The organism is Bradyrhizobium sediminis (assembly GCF_018736105.1).
GTDB lineage: Bacteria > Pseudomonadota > Alphaproteobacteria > Rhizobiales > Xanthobacteraceae > Bradyrhizobium.
In genome coordinates this window covers 3373964-3395172 of the sequence record NZ_CP076135.1, presented here as the reverse complement: position 1 = coordinate 3395172, position 21209 = coordinate 3373964, and the positions used below count along the sequence as shown (strand labels likewise).

General features: G+C 63.2%; 20 protein-coding genes and 1 tRNA gene. 14 read left to right on the top strand and 7 right to left on the bottom strand.

Going from position 1 to position 21209, the window contains the following annotated elements; all coding sequences use genetic code 11:
• The first annotated feature begins 24 nt into the window (after positions 1-24).
• The gene (locus KMZ68_RS16270; RefSeq protein ID WP_215612259.1) at positions 25-897 is read left to right on the top strand and encodes a DMT family transporter; all 873 of its coding nucleotides are present in this window, start codon (positions 25-27) and stop codon (positions 895-897) included.
• Positions 898-971: 74 nt separating this feature from the next.
• Here KMZ68_RS16270 and KMZ68_RS16265 read toward each other — a convergent pair whose 3' ends face one another.
• Positions 972-1247, bottom strand: coding sequence for a hypothetical protein (locus KMZ68_RS16265; protein WP_249779375.1), 276 nt, complete (start codon positions 1245-1247; stop codon positions 972-974).
• Positions 1248-1409: 162 nt separating this feature from the next.
• Between KMZ68_RS16265 and KMZ68_RS16260 the strand changes: the two genes are divergently transcribed.
• Positions 1410-1811 (top strand): DUF2177 family protein, encoded by a 402-nt coding sequence (locus KMZ68_RS16260; RefSeq protein ID WP_215612257.1) that lies wholly within the window; start codon positions 1410-1412, stop codon positions 1809-1811.
• A 67-nt stretch (positions 1812-1878) separates the two neighbouring features.
• On the opposite strand, the gene KMZ68_RS16255 is transcribed toward KMZ68_RS16260, so the two are convergent.
• Positions 1879-2538 carry a peroxiredoxin gene (locus KMZ68_RS16255; protein ID WP_215612256.1) on the bottom strand — a complete coding sequence of 220 codons (660 nt, stop codon included), beginning with the start codon at positions 2536-2538 and terminating at the stop codon, positions 1879-1881.
• Between the two features lie 376 nt (positions 2539-2914).
• Between KMZ68_RS16255 and KMZ68_RS16250 the strand changes: the two genes are divergently transcribed.
• Positions 2915-3490, top strand: a complete 576-nt coding sequence (locus tag KMZ68_RS16250; protein WP_371741341.1) for a hypothetical protein — start codon at positions 2915-2917, stop codon at positions 3488-3490.
• A 34-nt stretch (positions 3491-3524) separates the two neighbouring features.
• Here the strand turns inward: KMZ68_RS16250 and KMZ68_RS16245 are convergent, their stop codons facing one another.
• Positions 3525-5360 (bottom strand): alkaline phosphatase family protein, encoded by a 1836-nt coding sequence (locus KMZ68_RS16245; protein WP_215612254.1) that lies wholly within the window; start codon positions 5358-5360, stop codon positions 3525-3527.
• A gap of 287 nt (positions 5361-5647) precedes the next feature.
• Here KMZ68_RS16245 and KMZ68_RS16240 point away from each other — a divergent pair, with 287 nt between their 5' ends.
• On the top strand, positions 5648-8296 hold the full coding sequence (locus KMZ68_RS16240; protein WP_215612253.1) for a bifunctional diguanylate cyclase/phosphodiesterase: 2649 nt from the start codon (positions 5648-5650) through the stop codon (positions 8294-8296).
• Positions 8297-8338: 42 nt separating this feature from the next.
• Here KMZ68_RS16240 and KMZ68_RS16235 read toward each other — a convergent pair whose 3' ends face one another.
• Positions 8339-9082, bottom strand: a complete 744-nt coding sequence (locus KMZ68_RS16235) for a thermonuclease family protein (RefSeq protein WP_215612252.1) — start codon at positions 9080-9082, stop codon at positions 8339-8341.
• Positions 9083-9323: 241 nt separating this feature from the next.
• Between KMZ68_RS16235 and KMZ68_RS16230 the strand changes: the two genes are divergently transcribed.
• From KMZ68_RS16230 to KMZ68_RS16210, 5 genes are all read left to right on the top strand, one after another.
• The gene (locus KMZ68_RS16230) at positions 9324-9959 is read left to right on the top strand and encodes an HAD family hydrolase (RefSeq protein WP_215612251.1); all 636 of its coding nucleotides are present in this window, start codon (positions 9324-9326) and stop codon (positions 9957-9959) included.
• Between the two features lie 237 nt (positions 9960-10196).
• Positions 10197-12212 (top strand): acetyl-CoA carboxylase biotin carboxylase subunit, encoded by a 2016-nt coding sequence (locus tag KMZ68_RS16225; protein WP_215612250.1) that lies wholly within the window; start codon positions 10197-10199, stop codon positions 12210-12212.
• Between the two features lie 135 nt (positions 12213-12347).
• Entirely contained in the window at positions 12348-13229 is an 882-nt protein-coding gene (locus tag KMZ68_RS16220; protein ID WP_215612249.1) for an isocitrate lyase/PEP mutase family protein, read from the top strand.
• Complete coding sequence (locus tag KMZ68_RS16215; RefSeq protein WP_215612248.1) at positions 13230-13532, top strand: acylphosphatase; 303 nt, start codon at positions 13230-13232, stop codon at positions 13530-13532.
• A 13-nt stretch (positions 13533-13545) separates the two neighbouring features.
• Positions 13546-13896 carry a DUF3147 family protein gene (locus KMZ68_RS16210; RefSeq protein WP_215606288.1) on the top strand — a complete coding sequence of 117 codons (351 nt, stop codon included), beginning with the start codon at positions 13546-13548 and terminating at the stop codon, positions 13894-13896.
• A 145-nt stretch (positions 13897-14041) separates the two neighbouring features.
• Here KMZ68_RS16210 and lipB read toward each other — a convergent pair whose 3' ends face one another.
• A complete protein-coding gene (gene lipB / locus KMZ68_RS16205; RefSeq protein WP_215612247.1) occupies positions 14042-14770 on the bottom strand; it encodes a lipoyl(octanoyl) transferase LipB in 729 nt (242 codons plus the stop codon).
• Positions 14771-14837: 67 nt separating this feature from the next.
• On the opposite strand from lipB, the gene KMZ68_RS16200 reads away from it, so the two are divergent.
• Positions 14838-15080: a FliM/FliN family flagellar motor switch protein gene (locus KMZ68_RS16200; protein ID WP_029584764.1), complete on the top strand. Its 243-nt coding sequence runs from the start codon at positions 14838-14840 to the stop codon at positions 15078-15080.
• A gap of 148 nt (positions 15081-15228) precedes the next feature.
• Positions 15229-15313: transfer RNA gene (locus tag KMZ68_RS16195), tRNA-Leu, on the top strand.
• A gap of 46 nt (positions 15314-15359) precedes the next feature.
• Here KMZ68_RS16195 and KMZ68_RS16190 read toward each other — a convergent pair.
• Positions 15360-15587 (bottom strand): hypothetical protein, encoded by a 228-nt coding sequence (locus tag KMZ68_RS16190; RefSeq protein ID WP_215612246.1) that lies wholly within the window; start codon positions 15585-15587, stop codon positions 15360-15362.
• Between the two features lie 4 nt (positions 15588-15591).
• Entirely contained in the window at positions 15592-19647 is a 4056-nt protein-coding gene (locus KMZ68_RS16185; protein WP_215612245.1) for a BTAD domain-containing putative transcriptional regulator, read from the bottom strand.
• A gap of 163 nt (positions 19648-19810) precedes the next feature.
• Between KMZ68_RS16185 and KMZ68_RS16180 the strand changes: the two genes are divergently transcribed.
• From KMZ68_RS16180 to KMZ68_RS16170, 3 genes are all read left to right on the top strand, one after another.
• On the top strand, positions 19811-20008 hold the full coding sequence (locus KMZ68_RS16180; RefSeq protein ID WP_215612244.1) for a hypothetical protein: 198 nt from the start codon (positions 19811-19813) through the stop codon (positions 20006-20008).
• 68 nt (positions 20009-20076) lie between these two features.
• Entirely contained in the window at positions 20077-20238 is a 162-nt protein-coding gene (locus KMZ68_RS16175) for a hypothetical protein (protein ID WP_215612243.1), read from the top strand.
• Between the two features lie 119 nt (positions 20239-20357).
• A complete protein-coding gene (locus KMZ68_RS16170) occupies positions 20358-20597 on the top strand; it encodes a hypothetical protein (RefSeq protein ID WP_215612242.1) in 240 nt (79 codons plus the stop codon).
• Positions 20598-21209: the final 612 nt, after the last annotated feature.

Sequence of the window (21209 nt, the reverse complement as noted above, 5' to 3'; positions counted from 1 at the left end):
ATGTTCAGGCAATCAGGGCCGCAAATGAGCAGAGACCTCGAAAATTTGGCCGCGCGCGCGGCGCCGGCGATTTTTGTCGTGCTCTGGAGCACCGGCTTCATCGGCACCAAATACGTCATTCACAATGCCGACCCGCTGACCTATCTGACGATCCGCATGGTTGTCGTGGTCGGGTTGATGGCGGTCATCGTCGCAATTGCCCGCCCGGCATGGCCCGACCGCACCGAGATCGGCCATAGCATCGTCGCCGGCATCTTGGTGCATGGGTTCTATCTCGGCGGCACCGCGGTTGCGATTTCGCTTTCGATTCCGGCAGGGCTTTCGGCGCTGATTCCCGGCCTGCAGCCGATCCTGACGTCGACCATCGCGAACCGCTGGCTGGGCGAGCGCGTCACGCCGCTGCAATGGTCGGGGTTGCTGCTCGGGCTCGCCGGCGTGGTGCTGATTCTGCACGATCGTCCGATGAGCGGGCAGGCGGGCTGGGGCTGGTTCGCCTCCGCGGTCTCGCTGGTGAGTATCACGTTCGGGACCTTGTACCAGCGGCGCTATTGCGGCCGGATCGACTGGCGCAGCGGCAATCTCGTGCAGTACATGGCCGCGGCGGTGTTCTTCACCGCCGGAGCATTCATGTTCGAGAACCGCGTGGTCCACTGGACGGCTGAGTTCACCCTGGCGCTGGTCTGGCTCGCGGTGGTGCTGTCGATCGGATCGATCGGGCTGTTGTACTGGCTGATCCGGCGCTCGGCGGCGACCTCGGTGGCGAGCCTGTTCTATCTGGTGCCGGCGGTGACCGCGATCATGGCCTATGTGCTGTTCGACGAGCGGCTCGATATCATCGCCATTGTCGGCATGGTGTCCTGCGCCGCCGCGGTGTTTCTGGTCAACCGGCGCGCGTAAGCCAGGCTGTCTCTCCAAAAACAGAAGCCTCCGGGCCCTGACCCGGAGGCTTCGTGCGAAACGGCTGCTCCTGGTCAGCGCTTCGACTTCCTGGCCTTCTTCTTCTTCTTTTTGGGGGCCTTCTTCGCAGTCTTCTTGGCGGCCTTCGTGGCCGACTTCTTCGCTGGTGATTTCTTGCCGGCTTTCTTGCCGGCCTTCCTGGCCTTTTTGGATTTCCTGGCCGTCTTCTTCGCTACCTTCTTGGCGGCTTTCTTTTTCTTTTTGACGGCGGGCTTGGCAGCTGCTTGCGGCGCAGGGGCGGTGTTGCCCATCGCGTCCGTCATTGGTTCTACGGGTTTGTCGTCGTCCATGTCGTCCCCCAACGTTTGACAATGCAATAACGATAGCGGGATTTGCCGACGTGTAAAGCGGACGCTGCGACACGCTCGACCGCCGCCGAGCTTCGCATTGCAACTTTGCCGGCCCCGATACGTACTACAAATCAGGATGCGCAGGAGCGCTGGAGGCCGCCCATGAACCGCTATGTCGTTCTTTATCTCGCTACGCTGATCGTCCTCGTCCCGGCCGATTTTCTGTTTCTTGGCGTCATCGCCAAGGGCTTCTTCACCTCACAGGTCGGCGACATGCTGGGCGAGATCAGGCTGGCGCCCACGATCCTGTTCTATCTGCTCTATGTGGCGGGCGTTCTGATTTTCGTCAGCGGCTCGGCCGCCGCGACCGCGCAATCGACGGTGCTGTACGGCGCGCTGTTCGGATTGTTCTGCTATGCGACCTTCGACCTGACGTCGCTGGCGCTGCTCAAGCACTGGAGCTGGCCGGCCGCCATCGTCGACGTGAGCTGGGGATCGTTCGTGACCGCTCTGTCGTCGACCGCGGGCTTGCTGATCGCCAACTGGCTTGCGCCGAAGGTTTGACTCCCGTCATTCCGGGCCTGGTGCAGGCGCACCACCCCGGAATGACAGCCTCGACGAACCCGAGCCGCTACTTCGGCTGCGGCACGATCCGCAGGTAAGGCTTCGGCGCTTTCCAGCCTTGCGGATAGATCGTCTTGGCCTCGTCGTCGCTGACGGAGCCGGCGATGATGACGTCTTCGCCCGGCTTCCAGTCGGCCGGCGTCGCGACGCGATGCTTGGCGGTCATCTGCATGGAATCGATCACGCGCAGGATTTCCTGGAAATTGCGTCCAGTCGTCATCGGGTAGACCAGCAGCAGTTTGATCTTCTTGTCCGGCCCGATGATGAAGACGTTGCGGACGGTCTGGTTGTCGGCGGCGGTACGGGTGGCGACGTCACCCGAAGTGGCGGCCGGCAGCATGTCGTAGAGCTTCGATACCTTGAAATCGGTGTCGCCGATCATCGGATAATTCGGCGCAGCACCCTGCGTCTCCCTGATGTCTTCGGACCATTTGGCGTGGTTGGTCACGGGATCGACGCTGAGCCCCATCAGCTTGACGCCGCGCTTGTCGAATTCCGGCTTCAGCTTGGCCAGCGCGCCGAGCTCGGTGGTGCAGACCGGTGTGAAGTCCTTGGGGTGCGAGAACAGGAGCGCCCAGCTGCTGCCGATCCAGTCATGGAATTTGATTTTACCTTCGGTGGTTTCAGCCTCGAAATCCGGGGCTACAGCGCCAATCTGGAGAGCCATTTTACGACCTCATGTCCTTCAAGTTGCAGGTGAATTCGCCTTTGCCAGTATAGTGGGCGGCGCGCCTGATGTGAACGGCCGGCAGGCAAAAGGGTAGATCCTTCTCCGGGAGCGGGGACTCCTAGCATCTTCTTGCGATCCGCGCGCGTGCGGCGAAAAGGCCGCAGCGGCGGCAAAAAGTCCCGGCTGCCCCGATATTGCCTTTTATGCCGCCCATCACGCCGGGCCCGGTTGCGATAGCCGAACCGTGACCGCTGTCACAGCGACTAATCGGCAACCATTTAAAAAACTCGCGAGCCGATTTTCGAATCCTTAACCACTCGTTTACGCCCGCGTGAAATTGCTCAACCAGAACAAGAAAATGAGAAGTGTGCCAATGCCTGCCTCTGCCGGAATACTTGCCGACCGTATCGGCGCCCTTGAGCCGTCCGACATCTCCTGCCGCGATACCGCAGCGCTTGCGCTGGCCGTCGTGCGCGATGGCGTGATCACCGGCGAGGGCCCCACCACCAAGGGCCGCGTTCATTTTTCCCGCGCGCTGGATGCCGATGACGCCGCCTGGTGCGCGCGCATCCTGACCGCGAGCGCCGTCGAGCATCAGCCGGTCAGCCGCGCCGAAGCCGAGACGCTGTTCGAGATCAACGATGCCGCCGCCGAACGCAGCGACGACGGGATGTTCGACGATTTGCTGGCCAAGGCCGTCGTTCATCATGCGGCATCCGCCTCCGGTCTGCCGGTGCCGCCGCGCACAGTCGCGCTGTCGCCGGAAACCTCGATCGAGAGCTGGGCGCCGACCCAGGCCGTTGGCGTCGATATCGAAGTGCTGCAGTGGATCGCAAGCCAGATGCGCGGCAAGCGCCGCAGCAACCGCACGCTGATGAGGATGGTCGCTACCATCGTCGGCGCCGCGACGCTACCACTGCTGCCGAACGTGTTCGACATCGGGATGTGAATTAGCTCGCGATCACGAGAGGAGGACGGCGGGGTTATTTCCCCGCCGTTTTTTGTTTGCCGCCGTCGACTTCGAGCCCGACTGTCCGGCCCGGGAATCCCGCCGCGTCGAAATAGCGTTGCGTTCCGACGCGCTGGAAATTCAGCACCGTGCGCAGGCCGTTGGCGGCGACCTGCGATTTGACCGTGCCGGAATAGGCCTGCGGCGTCGCGCCGTTCGGCAACGCCTCGGTCATCACCCGGCCCACCAGATTGCCTTTCGGCTTCTGGGTCAGGCCGAGCAGCCGCGCCGCAGTGATGCCGACATCGGCATTGCTGACGGGCAGGGCATCGACATAGCCGGCCTTGAAGTCCGGCCCGATCGCCGCCATGAAATTCATGGTGTCGCCGCGGCCGAAGCTGCCGTGCATGCCCTGGCCCTGGCGCAGCACGGTATCGGCCACTTCGACCGAACAGTTGGTCGGCTCGTCGCATCCGCTGGCATAGGAACGGAAATTGACCACGATCGACGGGTGCGGCGTCACCGCCTTGCCCTTGAGGCCGAGCTGCGACATCGGCAGGGTGCCGGGGAATGTTCCGAGATCGTCGTGGACGAAGATGCCGCTGACATAGTCCTGTTCCAGCAGCGCGTTGATGGTGCGCCTGGCCAGCTTGCGTTCCTGGCTCGGGATATAGATCAGGTCCGATCCGCCGTTGGTGGCGACCACCAGATCGGGCTTGGCCGGGTTCTTGCCGATCAGGCCGTTACCAGCCCTGGGATGGGCGTTGCCGGCGACGGCTGCGTTCCTGTCGTTCGGATCGAACAGCGGCAGGTCGAGCGCTTTGGCAAGGTCGAGCGCCAGAAATCCCATGGGCAAGAAATCCTTCGGCGTGTCCGTATAACTGACTTTGGCCGCGGGACTGGTCTTGCTCTCCTTGGAAATCGTCGAGAAGCCGTGGTCGGAGGCAATCATGATGTTGGTCGAGGCGGCCAGACCGAGCTCGTCGAGCGCCTTGCGCAATTGCGCCAGATTGTTGTCGGCATTCTTGATGCCGGCGAGCGAGGTCGGGCCGTTGATGCCCGGCGTGATCGTGTTGAGGCTGTCGCCGGTGTTGTGCTGGCTGCCGTCCGGGTCGCGCGACCAGAACACCAGCACGAACGGCTTGTTGCGCGCCTTGAACATCGGCAGCACCACCCTGGCGGCGACGTCGGCCATATAGGCCTGCTGGGGCACGTTCGCCGACGTCGTGCCCGGCGTCTTGGCGTCGCCGGCCTTGCCGTTGTCGCCGCGCGAGGGCGTCGCCAGCGGCAGATTGGCCTTGGTCAGAGCGGCCTGCATCTCCTGCGAAAGCGGCACGCCGTTCTTGCCGCCGGTGGCGTCGTCGATCACGATCGAATGCAGGCCCTCGGCGCCGGTCTTGTCGGTGTGATCGAACAGGAAGGTCGGGCCGAGTTTGCCGATGGCCGCGGTGCTGTAGCCTTTGGCGCGGGCCATCTTCAGCAGCGTCTCCTCGTTCAGATAGTCGCCGCCGAAATGCTCGTCGACGTCGAGCAGCACCGGGTCGACTTCGAGGAACGGCGTGACGGTGCCGTTGGCGTGCGCGACCGGGTAGGCGGTGTAGATCGTGTTGCTGAAGGTTCCGGTATCGCCGAGATAGTGCCCGGTCGCCATCGCCGACCCGTTGGCCATGGTGAAGGTCGGAAACAGCGAGTGCGAATTCCTGAAATTGACGCCCTTGTCGCGGACCTCGGCCATCGCGGGCGCGGTGTCCGCAGTGACGATCCGTCCGCGCAGCCCGTCCGGCACGAACAGGATGAGATTGTTCTGGGCGAACGCCATGCCGGCGGACAGCGCCATCAGGCTGGCGGACAGCAACAAGGTTGCGCGCATGGAAATCCCCCCGATCGGAAGCGGTTCCCGGTCCCCGGGCCGTTGCCTCCGTTTAGTTTTGGTCTGCGACGGTATTGTTACATGCGACCTGCGGCCTCGCAACGTGCCGCCGGTGTCCACCGGATTCCGCACGCCGTCTTAACCCCCCGATAACTCACTTTCCTAACCGCCTCTTGGTGCCGGTCCCGTTACAAGGTCGCCAGTGGGGGCTGGAAATGTCGGGTCGTTTATCGGATAGCGTCAAGCGCGGGAGCCGACGGCTGTTACAGGCCGGAGCGCGCTTTCGTATGCGATGGGGCGCGATCCAATGGCTTATTCTGTGCGGCGCCGCGCTCGTGATCGCGATCGCGCTCGGTACCGGATATCTCGCCCTGCAATTCCGCGAGCGCGCGCTTGAGGTCGCCGAACGGGAATTGACCAACAGCGCGCTGCTGCTGTCCCGTCATTTCGACCAGCAGCTCGCCGATCTCCAGCACGTTCACGACGACGTCGTCGCCCATATGCAGGCCGGCAGGGTCGACACCGCCGAAACCTTCGAACGGCAGATGTCGACGCTGGCCGCGCACGAGATGCTGCGCACCAAGCTCGCCGCACTTCCGCATGTCGGCGGTTTGAACCTGTTCAACCTCAAGGGTATGCTGATCAATTCTTCCGAGATGTGGCCGGTGGCGGATGTCAGCATTTCGGACCGGCGCTATTTTCGCGAATTTACCTCGGGCAGGCCGACACCCGATGTGATCGTCGAACCGGCTGTCAGCAAAGTGACCAGGGTCTGGACGACGATCTTCGCGCGCAGGATTGTCGGCCGTCACGGCGAACTGATCGGCTTTGCGACCCGGGGCGTCGAGCCTTCCCATTTCCAGAATTTCGTTGCATCTCTGGCGCTGAACAGCGGCACCACAATCTCGATGATTCACCGCGACGGCACCGTGATCGCCCGCTATCCGCACGATGAGGGGCTGATCGGAAAGAACGTCACCAATTCTCCGGCGTTTGGCAAGGCGCTGGCGCTGGGCGGCAATGCTTCGGGGCGCTTTGCACATACCCTTCAGGGCGAGGAACGGGTCGGCTCGATCCGCTCGCTGACGAATTTTCCGATTCTGATTGTCGCGACAACCAAGACATCGGCTGCACTCGCCGATTGGCGGGCGCAGGCCAAGCTGCAGTTTTTCGCGGCGCTTCTCGCGGTGGTCGTCGTCATCGCCACCATCTTCCTGATCGTGCGCCAGTTGAAGCGCCAGCACGAGGGCGCGCAAAGGCTGCTCTCCGAGAAGAGCCAGCATCTCGACACCGCCATCAACAACATGACCCAGGGGCTGCTGTTATTCGATGCCTCGGGCCGAATCGTGATCTGCAACCAGCGCTACATCGACATGTTCGGCGTGTCGCCCGCGGTGGTAAAGCCCGGTTGCCATCTGCGCGACCTCGTTCTTCATCGCCAGCAACTGGGCTCGTTCGTCGGCGACGTCGATGCTTACTGTGCGAAATTTCTCGATCCCGAGAAGGATCTGGTCAACGACACCCTCATCTCAACCCCAGACGGCCGCATGATCCGGCTCATCTTCAAGCGGTCGCCGGACGGCGGCTGGGCCACGACGCTGGAGGACGTGACGGAGCGGCGGCGCGTCGAGGCCAAGATCGAGCATCTCGCCCACTATGATGCGCTGACCAATCTGCCGAACCGGACCCTGTTCCAGCGGCACGCGGAGGCGCTGCTTTCGCAGCCTGCCGCCGCTCAGTTCGCCATCCTTTATATCGACATCGACGAATTCAAGCGCATCAACGATACGCTGGGTCATCTGATCGGTGACGAGTTCCTGAAGGTCGTATCGGAGCGGCTGCGCCAATCGGTCGGGCCGGACGACTTCGTCGCCCGTCTTGGCGGCGACGAATTCGCCATCGTGCAGAATGGTATCGCTTCCGATTCCGACGTCGAAGCGCTCATCGCGCGGATCTATCAGGCGCTGCGTACGCCGTTCGACTGCCACGATCATCGCCTTTCGGGCGACGCCAGCATCGGTATCGCGATTGCCCCGCGTCATGGCTCCGATCTTTTCGGACTGCTCAAGAGCGCGGATCTGGCGATGTACGCCGCAAAGGCGGCCGGCCGCCGGACTCACCGTTTCTTCGAACCGTCGATGGAAACCCTGGCCAACAGCCGCCGCGAACTCGAGGGCGATCTGCGGAGCGCGATTGCCGAAGGCGGCTTCGAAATCCATTACCAGCCGCTGGTCGATCTGCGCAGCGACGAGATCGTCGGGTGCGAGGCGCTGTTGCGCTGGCGGCACCCGGTGCGCGGCATGGTCTCGCCGACCGAATTCGTTCCGATTGCCGAGGAAACCGGTCTGATCGAGGAGATCGGGCAGTGGGTGTTGCGTACCGCATGCGCCGAAGCGGCCGCGTGGCCGGCTCACATACGCGTTGCCGTCAATGTTTCGCCGGTCCAGTTCAAGTCGCCGACGCTGTCGCTGAAGGTGGCCGCGGCGCTCGCCGAGACGGGGCTCGATCCGCGCCGGCTGGAGCTCGAGATCACCGAGGCCGTGCTGATTGCCGATGATGACGCGGCGCTGGTGGCGCTCAATCAGCTCCGCGCGCTTGGGGTTCACATCGCGCTGGACGATTTCGGCACCGGCTATTCGTCACTCAGCTATCTGCAGCGGTTTCCGTTCGACAAGATCAAGATCGACCGCAGCTTCGTCAAGGAACTCATGCGCGGCACCGGTTCGTCGTCCATCATCAGGGCCGTGGTCAGCATCGCCGCCGACCGCAACATGATCACGACCGCGGAAGGGGTCGAGACCGAGGAGCAGCGCGAAACCGTGCAGTCGCTGGGCTGCACGCAGATGCAGGGATACCTGTTCAGCGCGGCGCGCCCGGCGGCCGAAATTCGCAAGATGCTGGCTTGCCGCCAGCCAGCGGTCGAAGATGCGGCTTGAGCGGCGGATGACGGCCCGGCATTTCCGCAGCCCGGCTATCCGTCACTTGCCCTTGGCTCCGCAATTATACGCCTTCCGGAATCCCGCGGCCTGGGCATCTTCCTCCGAGCAGAACCAGCGGTCCGGCTCCGTCAAACCGGGGTAGCTGCGGCAGCCCCGCAAATGATAGACACCGCGATTGCCGGTGACGCGGGCGCGCACGGCAAATTTGCCCTTGATGTTGCATCCCGGCGGCATCGCCGGTTGCTCGGCAAACAGCACTGCGCGTATCTCGCGGTCTTTGTCAGCCCTGCAGGAATCGCCGAGCAAGGCGCCGTCCTTCCGCCCGCGGCGGAAATCGGACGGCGCGACAAAGCAGCCTTTCCAAAGTCCCTGGCGCTTGTCCTTGGCGCTGGCTTCGTCCTCCTTGAAGCGTCCCTTTGCGGCGGGATCGAAATTCAGCGCGAAGCCCTGGCGCACCACGAGCTGGTTCAAGCTGGTGGTTTCGCCCACAACGGTGCAAACGCCGATGCGCCGCTTCTTGTAGGCCGGATCCGCGCCCAGATCGCCGCAGCGGATCTCGCGGCCGACGCTCAATTTGGCCAGTTGGTCGCGCGCTTCAACGCCGCAAGCCCAGGTATCGGCGTGCTCGTCGATGCAGATCTGGTCGAACTCAGGGGCATCGATGCCATCGAGCCGGTAGGTGACGCCGGCGAGCTGAAGCGTGCCGCCGTCCTTGACGACGGCGCCGGCGGCCCAGCTTTGGCTTGCCGAGAGAACCGCGAGGATCAGGATGAGAACGCGCATATTGACCGTTGCCTCTATTTGGTTTTGCCTTGCGAAGGAATTGCTGCATCCGTCGCGGCGCGCCGGATCGTGGCCGGAATCTGCGGGAAACGTTACGTTAAGTCCGCTCGCTGATCGAGGGGCCTGTTGGCCTTCGAGAGCCGCCGGCGGCGCTAAAGTTGGGAATAGCCGGGCTGCGAAGCCATCCTCGCGACAAGAATTGCTGTAATGGCGGTACACCGCAACGGGAGCGTCGGCCAGGATGACCACTATCTACTTCGATCTCGACGGCACGCTGACCGATCCAAAGCCCGGCATCACGCGTTCGATCCAGTACGCGCTCGGCAGGCTCGATCGGGCGGTTCCGGCGGAAGATGAATTGACCTGGTGCATCGGCCCGCCGCTGCATGCCAGCCTGAAGAAGCTGCTCGGCGCCGACGATCTGGCCGACAGGGCGCTGTTGCATTACCGCGAACGGTTCGCCGACATCGGGATCTTCGAAAATCAGATCTATCCCGGCATCGAAGATACCTTATCCGTGCTCGCCCGGTCGGGCCGGCGCCTGTTCGTGGCGACCAGCAAAGCCCACATCTTTGCCGAGCGCATTATCGATCACTTCAAATTGCGGGTCTATTTCGAGCGCGTGTTCGGTGCCGAACTGGACGGCAGGCATTCCGACAAGACCGACCTGTTGGGCTATGCGCTGCAGTCCGCGGGTGTCGACCCGTCGCAGGCCATGATGATCGGGGACCGCAGCTACGACATGGTTGGCGCCAGAAATAACGGAATGACCGCGATCGGCGTCCTCTACGGTTACGGCAGTGAAGCCGAACTGCGCGACGCGGGAGCGCATCATGTTTGCGCCACGCCCCGGCGATTGCTCGATCACACCGGCTGATCGAACCCCTCCGAGGCGACGTTCAGGAAGGCCCTTCGTCTCGAGACGGGATTTTGCCGGTCTGTCTGCCCCTGCGGCGGGACCGGATCGGGCATTAAATCCCGCTCCAGGGCGGATTTCGGTCTCATAAACCGTTGCCTCCGTTGAGTTTTGCTGTACGACGGGGAATTGTTACCGCCGCCCCCGCATGCCAGATTGCGGGTGAGGATCCCGCCCAAAGGTCGCAAGCAAGAAAACATGTTCAAACGAATTCTGATCGCCAATCGCGGCGAGATCGCCTGCCGGATCATCAAGACCGCCCGCCGTATGGGGATACAGACGGTCGCGGTCTATTCCGAGGCCGACCGGGACGCGCTGCATGTCGAAATGGCTGACGATGCCGTATTGATCGGACCGCCGGCGGCGGCCGAGAGCTACCTCGTGATGGAGAAGATCATCGAGGCCTGCCGCAAGACCGGGGCCGAGGCCGTGCATCCCGGCTACGGCTTCCTGTCGGAGCGAGAATCCTTCCCGCGGGCGCTCAGCGAGGCCGGGATCGTCTTCATCGGTCCCAATGCCGGTGCGATCGCCGCGATGGGCGACAAGATCGAGTCCAAGAAGGCGGCCGCCAAGGCCGACGTCTCGACGGTACCCGGTTTCCTCGGCGTCATCGAGGACGAAAAGCATGCGGTGAAGATCGCCGACGCCATCGGCTATCCCGTGATGATCAAGGCCTCCGCCGGCGGCGGCGGCAAGGGCATGCGGATCGCGCATTCGACGTCGGAAGTCGCCGAAGGTTTCGGGCTCGCGAAAGCGGAAGCCAAGTCCTCGTTCGGCGACGACCGCGTGTTCATCGAGAAATTCATCGTCGATCCCCGCCACATCGAAATCCAGGTACTCGGCGACAAGCACGGCAACGTGATCTATCTCGGCGAGCGCGAATGTTCGATCCAGCGCCGCAATCAGAAGGTGATCGAGGAAGCGCCGTCGCCGCTTCTGGACGAGACCACCCGCCGTCAGATGGGCGAGCAGGCGGTCGCGCTCGCCAAGGCGGTGAACTACGATTCCGCCGGCACCGTCGAATTCGTCGCCGGCCAGGACAAGAGTTTCTACTTCCTGGAGATGAACACGCGCCTGCAGGTCGAGCATCCCGTGACCGAATTGGTCACCGGCATCGATCTGGTCGAGCAGATGATCCGGTCGGCCGCGGGCGAGAAACTGTCGCTGGCGCAAAAGGACGTCACGCTGACCGGGTGGGCGGTGGAATCGCGGGTCTATGCGGAAGACCCGTTCCGCAACTTCCTGCCCTCGATCGGGCGGCTGGTGAAATACCGTCCGCCGATCGAGAGCTCGATCGACGGCATCACCGTCCGCAACGATACCGGCGTGCAGGAAGGCGGCGAGATCTCGATCTTCTACGATCCGATGATCGCCAAGCTGGTGACGCACGCGCCATCGCGCGCCGCCGCCATCGAGGCGCAGTCGACCGCGCTCGATTCATTCTATGTCGAGGGCATCCGCCACAACATTCCGTTCCTGTCGGCGCTGATGAATCATCCCCGTTGGCGCGGCGGCAAGCTTTCGACCGGCTTCATCGCCGAGGAATTCCCGAAGGGTTTTGCGGTTCGCGTGCCCGAAGGCGAGATCGCCCGCAGGCTGGCGGCGGTCGGCGCCGCCATCGACCATGTGCTCGGCGAGCGCAAGCGGCAGATTTCCGGCCAGCTGACCGGCCGGCTGGTGCAGCGCGAGCGCCGCCGCGCGGTCTGGCTCGATCGCAACGAGATCGCGCTCGATATCGTCCGCGAAGCCAGCGGCATCGTGGTGCGCTTCGTCGATGCCGACGGCACACCGCGCAATCCGCATCATCTGGTCTCGCCGTGGACGCCGGGCGATCCGGTCTGGCAGGGCACTATCGACGGCCATCTGGTGGCGATGCAGGTGCGCCCGATCCCCAACGGCATCCGCCTCGCGCATCAGGGGTTCGAGGTCGCGGTCAATGTCTTCACCGAATCCGAGGCGACGGCAGCGCGGCTGATGCCGATTGCGACCGCGTCCGATACCGGCAAGAAACTGCTGTGTCCGATGCCGGGACTGGTGGTGTCGATCGCAGTGGCCGAAGGCCAGGAAGTCAAGGCCGGAGAAACATTGGCCGTGGTGGAAGCGATGAAGATGCAGAACGTGCTGCGCGCCGAGCGCGACGGCACGGTCAAGAAGATCCACGCCGCCGCCGGCGCCACACTGGCGGTGGACGCGCTGATCCTCGAATTCTCGTAGTCACGTCATTGCGAGCGTAGCGAAGCAATCCATACCATCGAATCCGACGGACATGGATTGCTTCATCGCTTCGCTCCCTTGCGCAAACACTTCGCGTTTGTCGCAGGCAATGACGATCAATTGAGAGGTTCCGCGATGGCCTTCCGGAAGCGCCGCGAAGCTTTGCGCTCGCTCCTGTCGGGATCGGCATGCATCCGCCCCGGCTCGGTCTATGACGCGGTTTCGATCCGTATCGCTGAGGACCTCGGTTTCGAACTCGGCATGTTCGGCGGTTCGGTGGCTTCGCTCGCTGTGTTAGGGGATCCCGACATCGCGCTGATTACGCTGACCGAACTGGCCGAACAGATGCGCCGGATGGCGCGCGCGGCAAGCTTGCCGGTGCTGGTCGATGCCGACCACGGCTATGGCAATGCGCTCAATGTCCGACGCACGGTGCAGGAACTGGAGGCGGCGGGCGCCGCCGGTCTCACCATCGAGGACACCCTGCTGCCGCAGGCTTACGGGGAGCCGAAAACCCAGCTGATCTCGCTGCAGGAGGGTGTCGGCAAGATGAGGGCGGCGCTGGACGGGCGCGGCGATCCCTCGCTCGTCATCATGGGGCGCACCGGAGCGGCGTCGGTGACCTCGATCGAGGATGCGATCGCGCGCGCCCGGGCCTATGAGGCTGTTGGCGTCGATGCCTTGTTCTTCACCGGGGTGAAGACGCGGGGCGAGCTGGAAGCCATTGCTGCCGCCACCCGGCTACCGATCGTGCTGGGCGGTTCGCCCGAGGAAATAACCGAGCCCGCTTACCTCGGGGGTCAAAGGGTGCGGATCGCCTTGCAAGGCCATGCGCCGTTCGCCGCCGCTGCGTTAGCCGTTTACGAGACGCTTAAAGCGTTGCGCGAGGGCCAGTCGCCCAAGGCCTTGAAAGGCCTTGCCTCGTCCGGACTAACCGGCCGCATCATGCGTGAGGCGGATGTAAAGGCGCGCAGCACCGAATTCCTGGGGCTCAAGAACTTGGGGCTCAAGAATTAGATGAGCGGCGCGATCTGTCAGGTGACGGTGCGGGGCCGGGTGCAGGGGGTCGGTTATCGGGCCTGGGTCGAGCACCGGGCGAGGGGGGTGCAAAGTCTGGAGGGATGGGTGCGCAACCGCAGGGACGGCAGCGTCGAGGCGTTGTTTGCCGGGCCGGCGGATGTCGTGGCGGATATGATCGCGGCATGCCGGCGCGGTCCGCCATCGGCGCGCGTCGAGTCCGTGACGGAAGAACCCGCCGGTTCCGACGCGCTGAATTTGCGGTGGCCGGGCGAACGGTTTTCGGTGCTGCCGACGATCTAGGATGGGGCCACGTATGACGTACTTCATTGTCAAATGCCTGTTATCCGGACTGATCGTCGCGATTGTTTCCGAAGTGGCAAGGCGCAGTCCTGCTCTCGGCGCGCTGGTCGTGTCACTGCCGTTGGTGTCCTTGCTGGGGATCCTTTGGCTCTGGCGGGATACCGGAGATATCGAGCGCATTGCCGATCATGCGCAGTCGACCTTCTGGTATGTGCTGCCATCGCTTCCGATGTTCCTGGTATTGCCGGCGATGTTGCGGGCCGGTGTGGGCTTCTGGCCGAGCATTGGCGCAAGCTGCGTGCTGACGACGGCGCTGTACCTCGTCACCGCGTGGGCTCTTGCCAAGTTCGGGATCAGTCTCTGACGTCAGGTCGAGCCGCTGGACCGCCGTGGCTGTCTAGCTATCGAAACATGGAAGCCGATCCAGGCGCAGCCTGTCTGCCGGCGGCATCGCACGCGGCCTGAACCTGGATGGCGCGGCATGAAGTGCCGATGGCGTCGCCGGGCTGTTAGATGGTCGCTTCCGGCAACGGAGCCTTCGCCGATCCAAACACCTCGCCAAAAGCCTGCCGTAGCGCGATGTCGACATCCGCCATGCTCGCGAGATGGCCGAGATCGGCAAGGCTGGTGACGCCGTAGCGCGGATCGGCGATGCCGCAAGGCACGATGGCCTGGAAATGGGTCAGGTCGGGTTCCACATTGATTGCGATGCCGTGGAACGACACCCAGCGCCGCAGCCGCACCCCGATGGCGGCGATCTTGTCTTCATGGCCCGGGCCCTTGTCCGGCCGCTTGACCCAGACCCCGACCCGGTCCTCGCGGCGCTCGCCGCGCACGTTGAAGGCGGCAAGCGTCCGGATGATCCATTGCTCGAGGCCCGCGACATAGGCCCGCACGTCCGGCCGCCGTCGCTTCAGGTCGAGCATCACATAGGCCACCCGCTGGCCGGGGCCGTGATAGGTGAGCTGGCCGCCGCGCCCGGTGGCGAACAGCGGAAAACGGGGATCGAGCAGGTCGGCATCCCGGCCGCTGGTTCCGGAGGTGTAGAGCGGAGGGTGCTCCAGCAGCCAGACCAGTTCGGGGGCCTCATGGGCCGCAATGTCAGCGACTCGCGCCTCCATGGCCGCCACGGCCTCCGGATACGGTACCGGCACGTCCGAGATCAGCCATTCGACCGCGCCCGCGCCGGAAGGGCCCGAAAACGGCGTCAAATCGAGGTCTTGGCGGTCATTAACCATTGGCTAACCATAACGTGGTGATCTCAAAATCAGCAATTTTGCCTCTGTCAGTCAGTCCGGGTCGCCAGTGCCAACCCTCGATAAAGTCAGCGTCGACCTCATGGTGGTGCTCGGCACCACCACGATGCCCATCCATCAGGTAATGCGGCTCAGCCGCGGCGCCATCATCGAACTGGACGCCACCGAGGCGGACGAGGTCAAGATCCTCGCCAACAACCTGCCGATCGCCAGCGGCGTGGTGCTGGTCGACCGCAACCGGATCGCGGTGGAGGTCAAGCAGATGCTGCCGAAATCGCCGGGCACCCGGTAGGCCAGCTTCCGGGCCGGGATTCCCCTGCATTTCCACAGCTTTCGGCCGGACCTAATCCCGCGACGGCAGCCCTTGTCCCCCCACCATTGATTTGTTACATCCCGCGCCGTTGATCCGGTCTGGCGCGTCCTGCGCCGATCCCAACAAAGCGCTCGTGGCGGAATTGGTAGACGCGCTGCCTTGAGGTGGCAGTGAGTAACATCGTGGGGGTTCGAGTCCCTCCGAGCGCACCAACCTAACGTCGAAATCATTGCATAATCGGGTTTAAGACTCTTACCTCTAGGAAGGTGGGAGTATAGCGGTTCGCTTTTTTGTCCGGGACAGCTTTGTGATCGCGCCTGCCGCCAGCCGTTTCCGGTTCGCGCTCTCGGTATAGAGCGATGCCATCTGATCGCCCTTCCATCCAAAGATCGAGTTCAACTGCGCGTGCGTCGCCTCCTTGTCGGCCACCTCGGTCGCCGCCGCCTTGCGCAATCCCGTGCGGTAGATCATCGCGGCCGGCGACATGAGCTTAGGCTAGCTCGTTCAGTAGCCCCTTGGCGTTCTTGAGATCGGGCACGTCGAAGCCCTCGGTGAACCAGCCATAGACAGGCGCGAGTAGATCACGGGCTTCAGCATGCCTCCCCTGGTCGCGCCATAGGCGGGCGAGGCTGACAGCGGCGCGCAGCTCCCATAGCTTTGCCGACTGTCCGCGGGCAACGTCGATGGCCTTTACAAACTCCGCCTGCGCCCCCGCGAAATCCGGCACGGTGCCCTTGAGGAGCAGCTGGCCACGGAGGCGATGCAGTCCGGCTGCGCACCAGAGCTCACCCGTTTCCTCGACGAAGACAATCTGTTCGTCCAGCAGGGCAAGCGCCTCGCCCGACTTGCCGTCTTTCTCCAGGGCTTCGCCGAGCGGAATAGCGAAGTCAGCGTTAAAAAGGGTCACTCCAGTTGCGCGACGGGCGTCAAGGCCCTGGCGAATGAGCGTGACCGCTGCCTTGGCCTCACCGCGCATTAGCTGCAGTTGGCCGCCAAAGATGGGAACGAGCGCCGACCACTGGGCATACCCGTGCTCCTCGGTCAATGTGCGGAGCTCTTGCTCACAGTGTGCGAGTTGCGCCTCATCCCCAAGAGTCGATGCCCGCGCAGCACCAAATGCCAGGCATTGCGCCACCGTCGGTGCATGCGCCAATTGGCGCGCCTGTCTGATCGCCGCTTCGGCACGCATAAGCGCCTGGTCGGGGTAACCCAGAAACAACAGAACCTGGCCAATTGAGGCCAAAGCTATGGCATAGGGATCAGTACCAGAATACCGAAACAATTGGCGGTGGGCCGCCAAATCGTAGAGGCCGATCACTTCCTCCAGACTCGCGCGCGCCGACTGCAGCTCTCCACGGTACGCATGTGTCAGGCCGCGTGTGAAATACCCGAGGATCAGGCCGGCTGTGTCACCACCATGCGCCCGGCCGAACTCCAGGAGATCCTCGGCAACGGACTGCGCCTCAAGCAATTGAGAGCGATTGGTGTGGAGTGACCACCTGCCACGAGCCGTCCTCAGGAGGAACTCCGGCGGCCGGTCGAGGCGATCCCAGAGATCTCGTGCGCGGGCGTATACCTGACCGGTCTCGGCGGCCGCGAAGCCCTTCACCGCTATAAGAACGGCGCCTCGGGCAGATTGTACTTCCAGTTCCATGCGGTCGCGCGGCGGACCGGTTGGGAGCTGGGCCACTTTCCCCAGCGACTTATCGAGCAATACCGCAGCCTCGGTCAGCGCCGAGCGGGCGACCGCCTGCTCGGACGCCTTGAGATAGTGGCGCACGGCCTCCTCGGCCATGCCCGCCTCGGCGCAGTGGTGCGCCAGCAGTTCCGGCTTGACCTCAGTGTCGCTGACGCCGACGAGCTGCTTCACGATCGTCGCATGCAGCGCGCTGCGGCGGCTGCGCAGCAGGCTGGCGTAGGCCGCATCCTGCACCAGCGCGTGCTTGAAGCGGTAGGTGGCATTGGGTGGCGCCCCGCGCTGAAAGATCAATTCTGCGGCTACGACCTTGCGGAGTGCGGCCGCGAGCTCCTGCTTCGGCATCGCCGATACGGCAGCGATCAGCCTGAAGGAGAACTCCCGCCCGATCGCCGCCCCGATCTGAGCGATGTCTTTCACCGATGCGAGCCGGTCGAGACGCGCCAGGAGCGAGGCCTGCAACGTCGTCGGTATAGCGGGCGACGGTAGCGGCCCATCGAGGACATAACCGTCGGCGGTCTCGCGCAGGTGTCCGCTCTCGAGCAGCGTAATGGTCAGCTCTTCGATGAAAAGCGGCACGCCGTCGGTGTGCGCGAGGATCTGTTGGACGACTACGTCGGGCAGCGTCTTGCCCTGGGCAACGCCCCCAATGATGTCGGCGCTGTCGCGCCGGCCGAGGCGGTTCAAGGGCAGCATCGTCACGTGTGGCTGACCGATCCAGGCTGGCTGAAACTCCGGCCGGAACGTGACGACCATCAGCACTGGCAGCTTAGCAATACAGTCAATCGCTCGATCGAGCAGGTCCAGCGATGTTGGATCGATCCAATGGGCGTCCTCAAATAGGATCAACACGGGACTTTGCGCCGCCATTCCTTCCAGCTGGTGCAGTAGAGCGCTGAGGGTCATCTCTCGCTTCTGCTCCGGACTGCCCTCTACTACCGGGTAGCGACTGTCCGTCGGCATAGACAGGAGATCGGCCATTAATGCCAGATCGCGTGGCGCATTTCTCGCCGTCAGCTTGAGTAAAGCCCCGAGCTTGTCGAGCTTCGCTGCCGCACTGTTGCCTGGCTCGAAGCCCGCGGTGCGCTCGAGCTGCGCAATGAACGGGTAGAGTGGGCTGTTGGTATGGTGGGGAGAGCAGAAATAGCGCATGCGCGCATGCGGCTCACCCTCGAGCGCTGCCAGCAGGCTTTCAGCGATTCGGGATTTGCCGATGCCAGGCTCGCCGGAGAGCAGCAGCACCCGTCCCTCGCCGAGCTTGGCCTGATTCCAACGGCGCCGCAGTAGATCCATCTCCTCCTGCCGGCCAACGAGCGGGGGCAGCGCGCCTACGCGCCGCGCCTCGAACCGGCTGACGCCGGCCGCTTCGCCGCGCACCTGCCACGCCTCCACCGGTTGCGGCAGCCCCTTCACCTCGTGGGCACCGAGCGCGCGGCAGTCGAACATCCGTCCCACCAGCCGCCGTGTGCTGCCCGCGATGACGACCTCGCCGGGCGAAGCCACCGCCTGCATTTGCGCCGCGAGGTCTGGCGTCTTGCCGATCGCAACGGCTGGCACGACGTCGGCGCTCCCCATCTGCTCGCCAACGACGACTACGCCGGTGGCAATGCCGGCGCGTGCCTGAAGGGGAATGCCGGAAGAGACTTTTAGCGAGCCAACAGCGGCAAGGATCGCAAGACCGGCGCGCACGGCCTGCTCAGCTTCGTACTCATGCGCTTCAGGGTAACCGAAATAGACGACCGCGCCATCGCTCTGGTACTGAGCGACAAATCCGTCAAATCGCGCCACCGCGTCGGCGATCACTTTGTGGAAGGCAGCGATCACATCACGCATGTCCTCGGGGTCGAGGCGCGCCGAAAGCGGCGTTGAGTCGACCATTTTGCAAACCAGGATCGTTAGCTGTCGCCGCTCGAGGCCACCCGCGCGGACTGCCACCACAGACGATACCGCATCGCTCCGCGCTTCGGGGGTGTTGGTGTTCACCTTCTGCTCGTGGTCTCCCCTTGTATGTGCCAAGGGCAGCACAGCGGCCGAAGGCCGGTCGTGCTCTGGCAGCGCAGGCTTAGCGATCTCCCCAACGGCGGGAGATCTGCCTGACGATGGCGTGCCGCGCAGCGCGGCAGCGAGAGATCTGGTCGCTCCGTCGGGCTCCGTATTCAGCTCCCGCTTCAACAGGACAACGAGGTCCTGGTAGTGGGTGAGCGCTTCGGCTTTGCGTCCGGTGGCAGCCAGCGCCTGTACGACCAGCCGATGGGCGTCCTCTCGCATGTCGTTGAGCGCGATGGCGCGCTGGCCGGCCTTTAGGGCATGTTCGGCACGGCCTGCGGCCAGCTCCTGTTCGCCGAGGCCCACCAGAGCGCCAAGGGCTAGTTCAAGTAACCTTTCGCGTTCGCCGGCAATCCATTCGTTCCAGCCCGCTTCACCGACAGTAACGTCATCGATCAACCGGCCCCGGTAGAGATCGGTTGCCGCACTCAGGGCCTCTCGGCTGCCCTCACGAACTAGGGTCTCGAAGCGGCGGACATCGCACGAAACGCTCGCCGCGTTCAGTGATACGACCTCGCCGTCGCTCTCCAGAGTATTCTGACCGAGCACTTTGCGGAGCCGAAAGAGGGCCTGGCGCAGGTTCTGTTTTGCCTGCGCTTCGAAATGCGAACCCCACAGCAGGGCCGTCAGCTTCTCACGCGACTGCGGCCGGAGGTTGCAAGCCAGATAAGCCAGCAAACCTGCAAGTTTCTTGCTCGGCAGCTCGACAACGCCATCAGGTCCGGTCAGTTCGAAGCCTCCCAGCAGCGAAAGACCAAACTTTGGGGAGGGCGCTCCGTCGATTGGCAGACGCGAGATTTGCACGGCAATCCCCTTTAGGAAAATTCTACACCTTTTTCCGGCCCCAAGCAAAAATAACGTCGTTGTAACGGCCGACTAACGCCGGCGACGACGGTGGCAAGCTTCAATTGGTTTCATTCGATCGATTGGCCGGGATATCCCCGGCCGCGAAAATCGGAGAACCATCATGCGCTCCCATCCCGTTATCGCGATTGCGACTGTCATCCTGGTCGGATTCGGCGTGAAGCTGACCTTCTTCTCCGCTCCGAAGGCCGCAGCGAACCTCGGCTCCGCCGGGAGTGTGGGTGTCTCCGTGGCGCAGACCAAAATCCTTCCGGTGGAGAAGGTCCACGACATGACATTCGTGTTTTCCGACGGTGATTGAACCCGACGATCTCACCCGACCACGAACGCCATATCCATTTTCATGTCCCTCCTACTCAGGAGTAGACGATGTCCACCACTCTCACGCGAACCGTTCGGGCAGCATCTGCCGCAACCATCGCACCGGATCTGGCTACTGTATGCCTGTTCACGCTGCTCGGGCTGATGCTTTCACTGGCTGTTTTGTCATGCTTATCGTCAGAAATGATCTCCGCGATCATCGTCGGCTGACGGGGCGTCCTGGCAGCACGGCCGAAAAGCAACGGAGCAACGCCACCGATTGCATCATCCAATCGGATGATGCGGCGCCTTCAGCGAGCCTAGACATCAGCGGCGCCCCGGAGGTCATCATGCAGACCACAGCAAATGCGATACAGATGGACCGAAACCGCGCCGATGAGCGGCGGCGGCGGCAAGCCGCAACGCAATCAGTTCGGTGCCAGCGCGATCTCATCGCATTCGACAAGCCCCGGACCGGGCAGGACCGCATTCCGCCTTACGATCATCGGGGAACGATCATCGTGGCGAGTGTTTGGCTCGCATTCTACCTCATCACCGCTATCCATCATTTCATTTTCAGCGGCAATTGAGATTGCGGCACAGCGCGGATGCCGCCGGCCTTTCGCAATCAGAGCATCGGAGCTAGCAGTGAAGAGATATCTACCAGAACTAAGTCCGACGGACAGGAAGACGTGGCGACGGTGGAAAGCCTGGTCGATCTGCATCTACATCCTGATGACCGCGGTTCTGCTGGGAATCGAATCCCTTGTCTCGAGATCAGGCGACGCCGTACGTAGTCATTCTGCGTCGATCAACCAAGATTCGTGGTCGAAACAACCGGTGGTGTCCGCTCGCGCTGGTTCCAACTCGGAAAGGAAGCCTGCCGATATGTACAGTGTTGGTATCAAGGAGCCATTGTAAAAGTCGTTGACCGGGTCTCATCCTCGGAGGGCTATCAATCTTAAGATTGTCAAGGCACCAGGCTCAACGCGCCACCGACAATATTCCCGTGCGCCGACAAAGTCATTGAATGAGCAAATGTCCGCTTCTGCGCAAAGCGGACGTGAACGGTTGCGTTGCGGGAAGTCCGCTGTTGAGGGGATATTGTTGCAAAAGTCGAACAGCGAAAAACCCCAAAAATCTCGCGAAAGTTGATCTTTTGACCTCTCTGCCGCGGCGTCGCTTGTCAACGCCACTACGGA

Bases quoted from the DNA above. Each gene is read 5' to 3' on its own strand.
- KMZ68_RS16270 (WP_215612259.1), top strand. From the start codon at position 25: ATGAGCAGAGACCTCGAAAATTTGGCCGCGCGCGCGGCGCCGGCGATT.
- KMZ68_RS16265 (WP_249779375.1), bottom strand. From the start codon at position 1,247: ATGGACGACGACAAACCCGTAGAACCAATGACGGACGCGATGGGCAAC.
- KMZ68_RS16260 (WP_215612257.1), top strand. From the start codon at position 1,410: ATGAACCGCTATGTCGTTCTTTATCTCGCTACGCTGATCGTCCTCGTC.
- KMZ68_RS16255 (WP_215612256.1), bottom strand. From the start codon at position 2,538: ATGGCTCTCCAGATTGGCGCTGTAGCCCCGGATTTCGAGGCTGAAACC.
- KMZ68_RS16250 (WP_371741341.1), top strand. From the start codon at position 2,915: ATGCCTGCCTCTGCCGGAATACTTGCCGACCGTATCGGCGCCCTTGAG.
- KMZ68_RS16245 (WP_215612254.1), bottom strand. From the start codon at position 5,360: ATGCGCGCAACCTTGTTGCTGTCCGCCAGCCTGATGGCGCTGTCCGCC.
- KMZ68_RS16240 (WP_215612253.1), top strand. From the start codon at position 5,648: ATGCGATGGGGCGCGATCCAATGGCTTATTCTGTGCGGCGCCGCGCTC.
- KMZ68_RS16235 (WP_215612252.1), bottom strand. From the start codon at position 9,082: ATGCGCGTTCTCATCCTGATCCTCGCGGTTCTCTCGGCAAGCCAAAGC.
- KMZ68_RS16230 (WP_215612251.1), top strand. From the start codon at position 9,324: ATGACCACTATCTACTTCGATCTCGACGGCACGCTGACCGATCCAAAG.
- KMZ68_RS16225 (WP_215612250.1), top strand. From the start codon at position 10,197: ATGTTCAAACGAATTCTGATCGCCAATCGCGGCGAGATCGCCTGCCGG.
- KMZ68_RS16220 (WP_215612249.1), top strand. From the start codon at position 12,348: ATGGCCTTCCGGAAGCGCCGCGAAGCTTTGCGCTCGCTCCTGTCGGGA.
- KMZ68_RS16215 (WP_215612248.1), top strand. From the start codon at position 13,230: ATGAGCGGCGCGATCTGTCAGGTGACGGTGCGGGGCCGGGTGCAGGGG.
- KMZ68_RS16210 (WP_215606288.1), top strand. From the start codon at position 13,546: ATGACGTACTTCATTGTCAAATGCCTGTTATCCGGACTGATCGTCGCG.
- lipB (WP_215612247.1), bottom strand. From the start codon at position 14,770: ATGGTTAATGACCGCCAAGACCTCGATTTGACGCCGTTTTCGGGCCCT.
- KMZ68_RS16190 (WP_215612246.1), bottom strand. From the start codon at position 15,587: ATGTCGCCGGCCGCGATGATCTACCGCACGGGATTGCGCAAGGCGGCG.
- KMZ68_RS16180 (WP_215612244.1), top strand. From the start codon at position 19,811: ATGCGCTCCCATCCCGTTATCGCGATTGCGACTGTCATCCTGGTCGGA.
- KMZ68_RS16175 (WP_215612243.1), top strand. From the start codon at position 20,077: ATGTCCACCACTCTCACGCGAACCGTTCGGGCAGCATCTGCCGCAACC.
- KMZ68_RS16170 (WP_215612242.1), top strand. From the start codon at position 20,358: ATGCAGACCACAGCAAATGCGATACAGATGGACCGAAACCGCGCCGAT.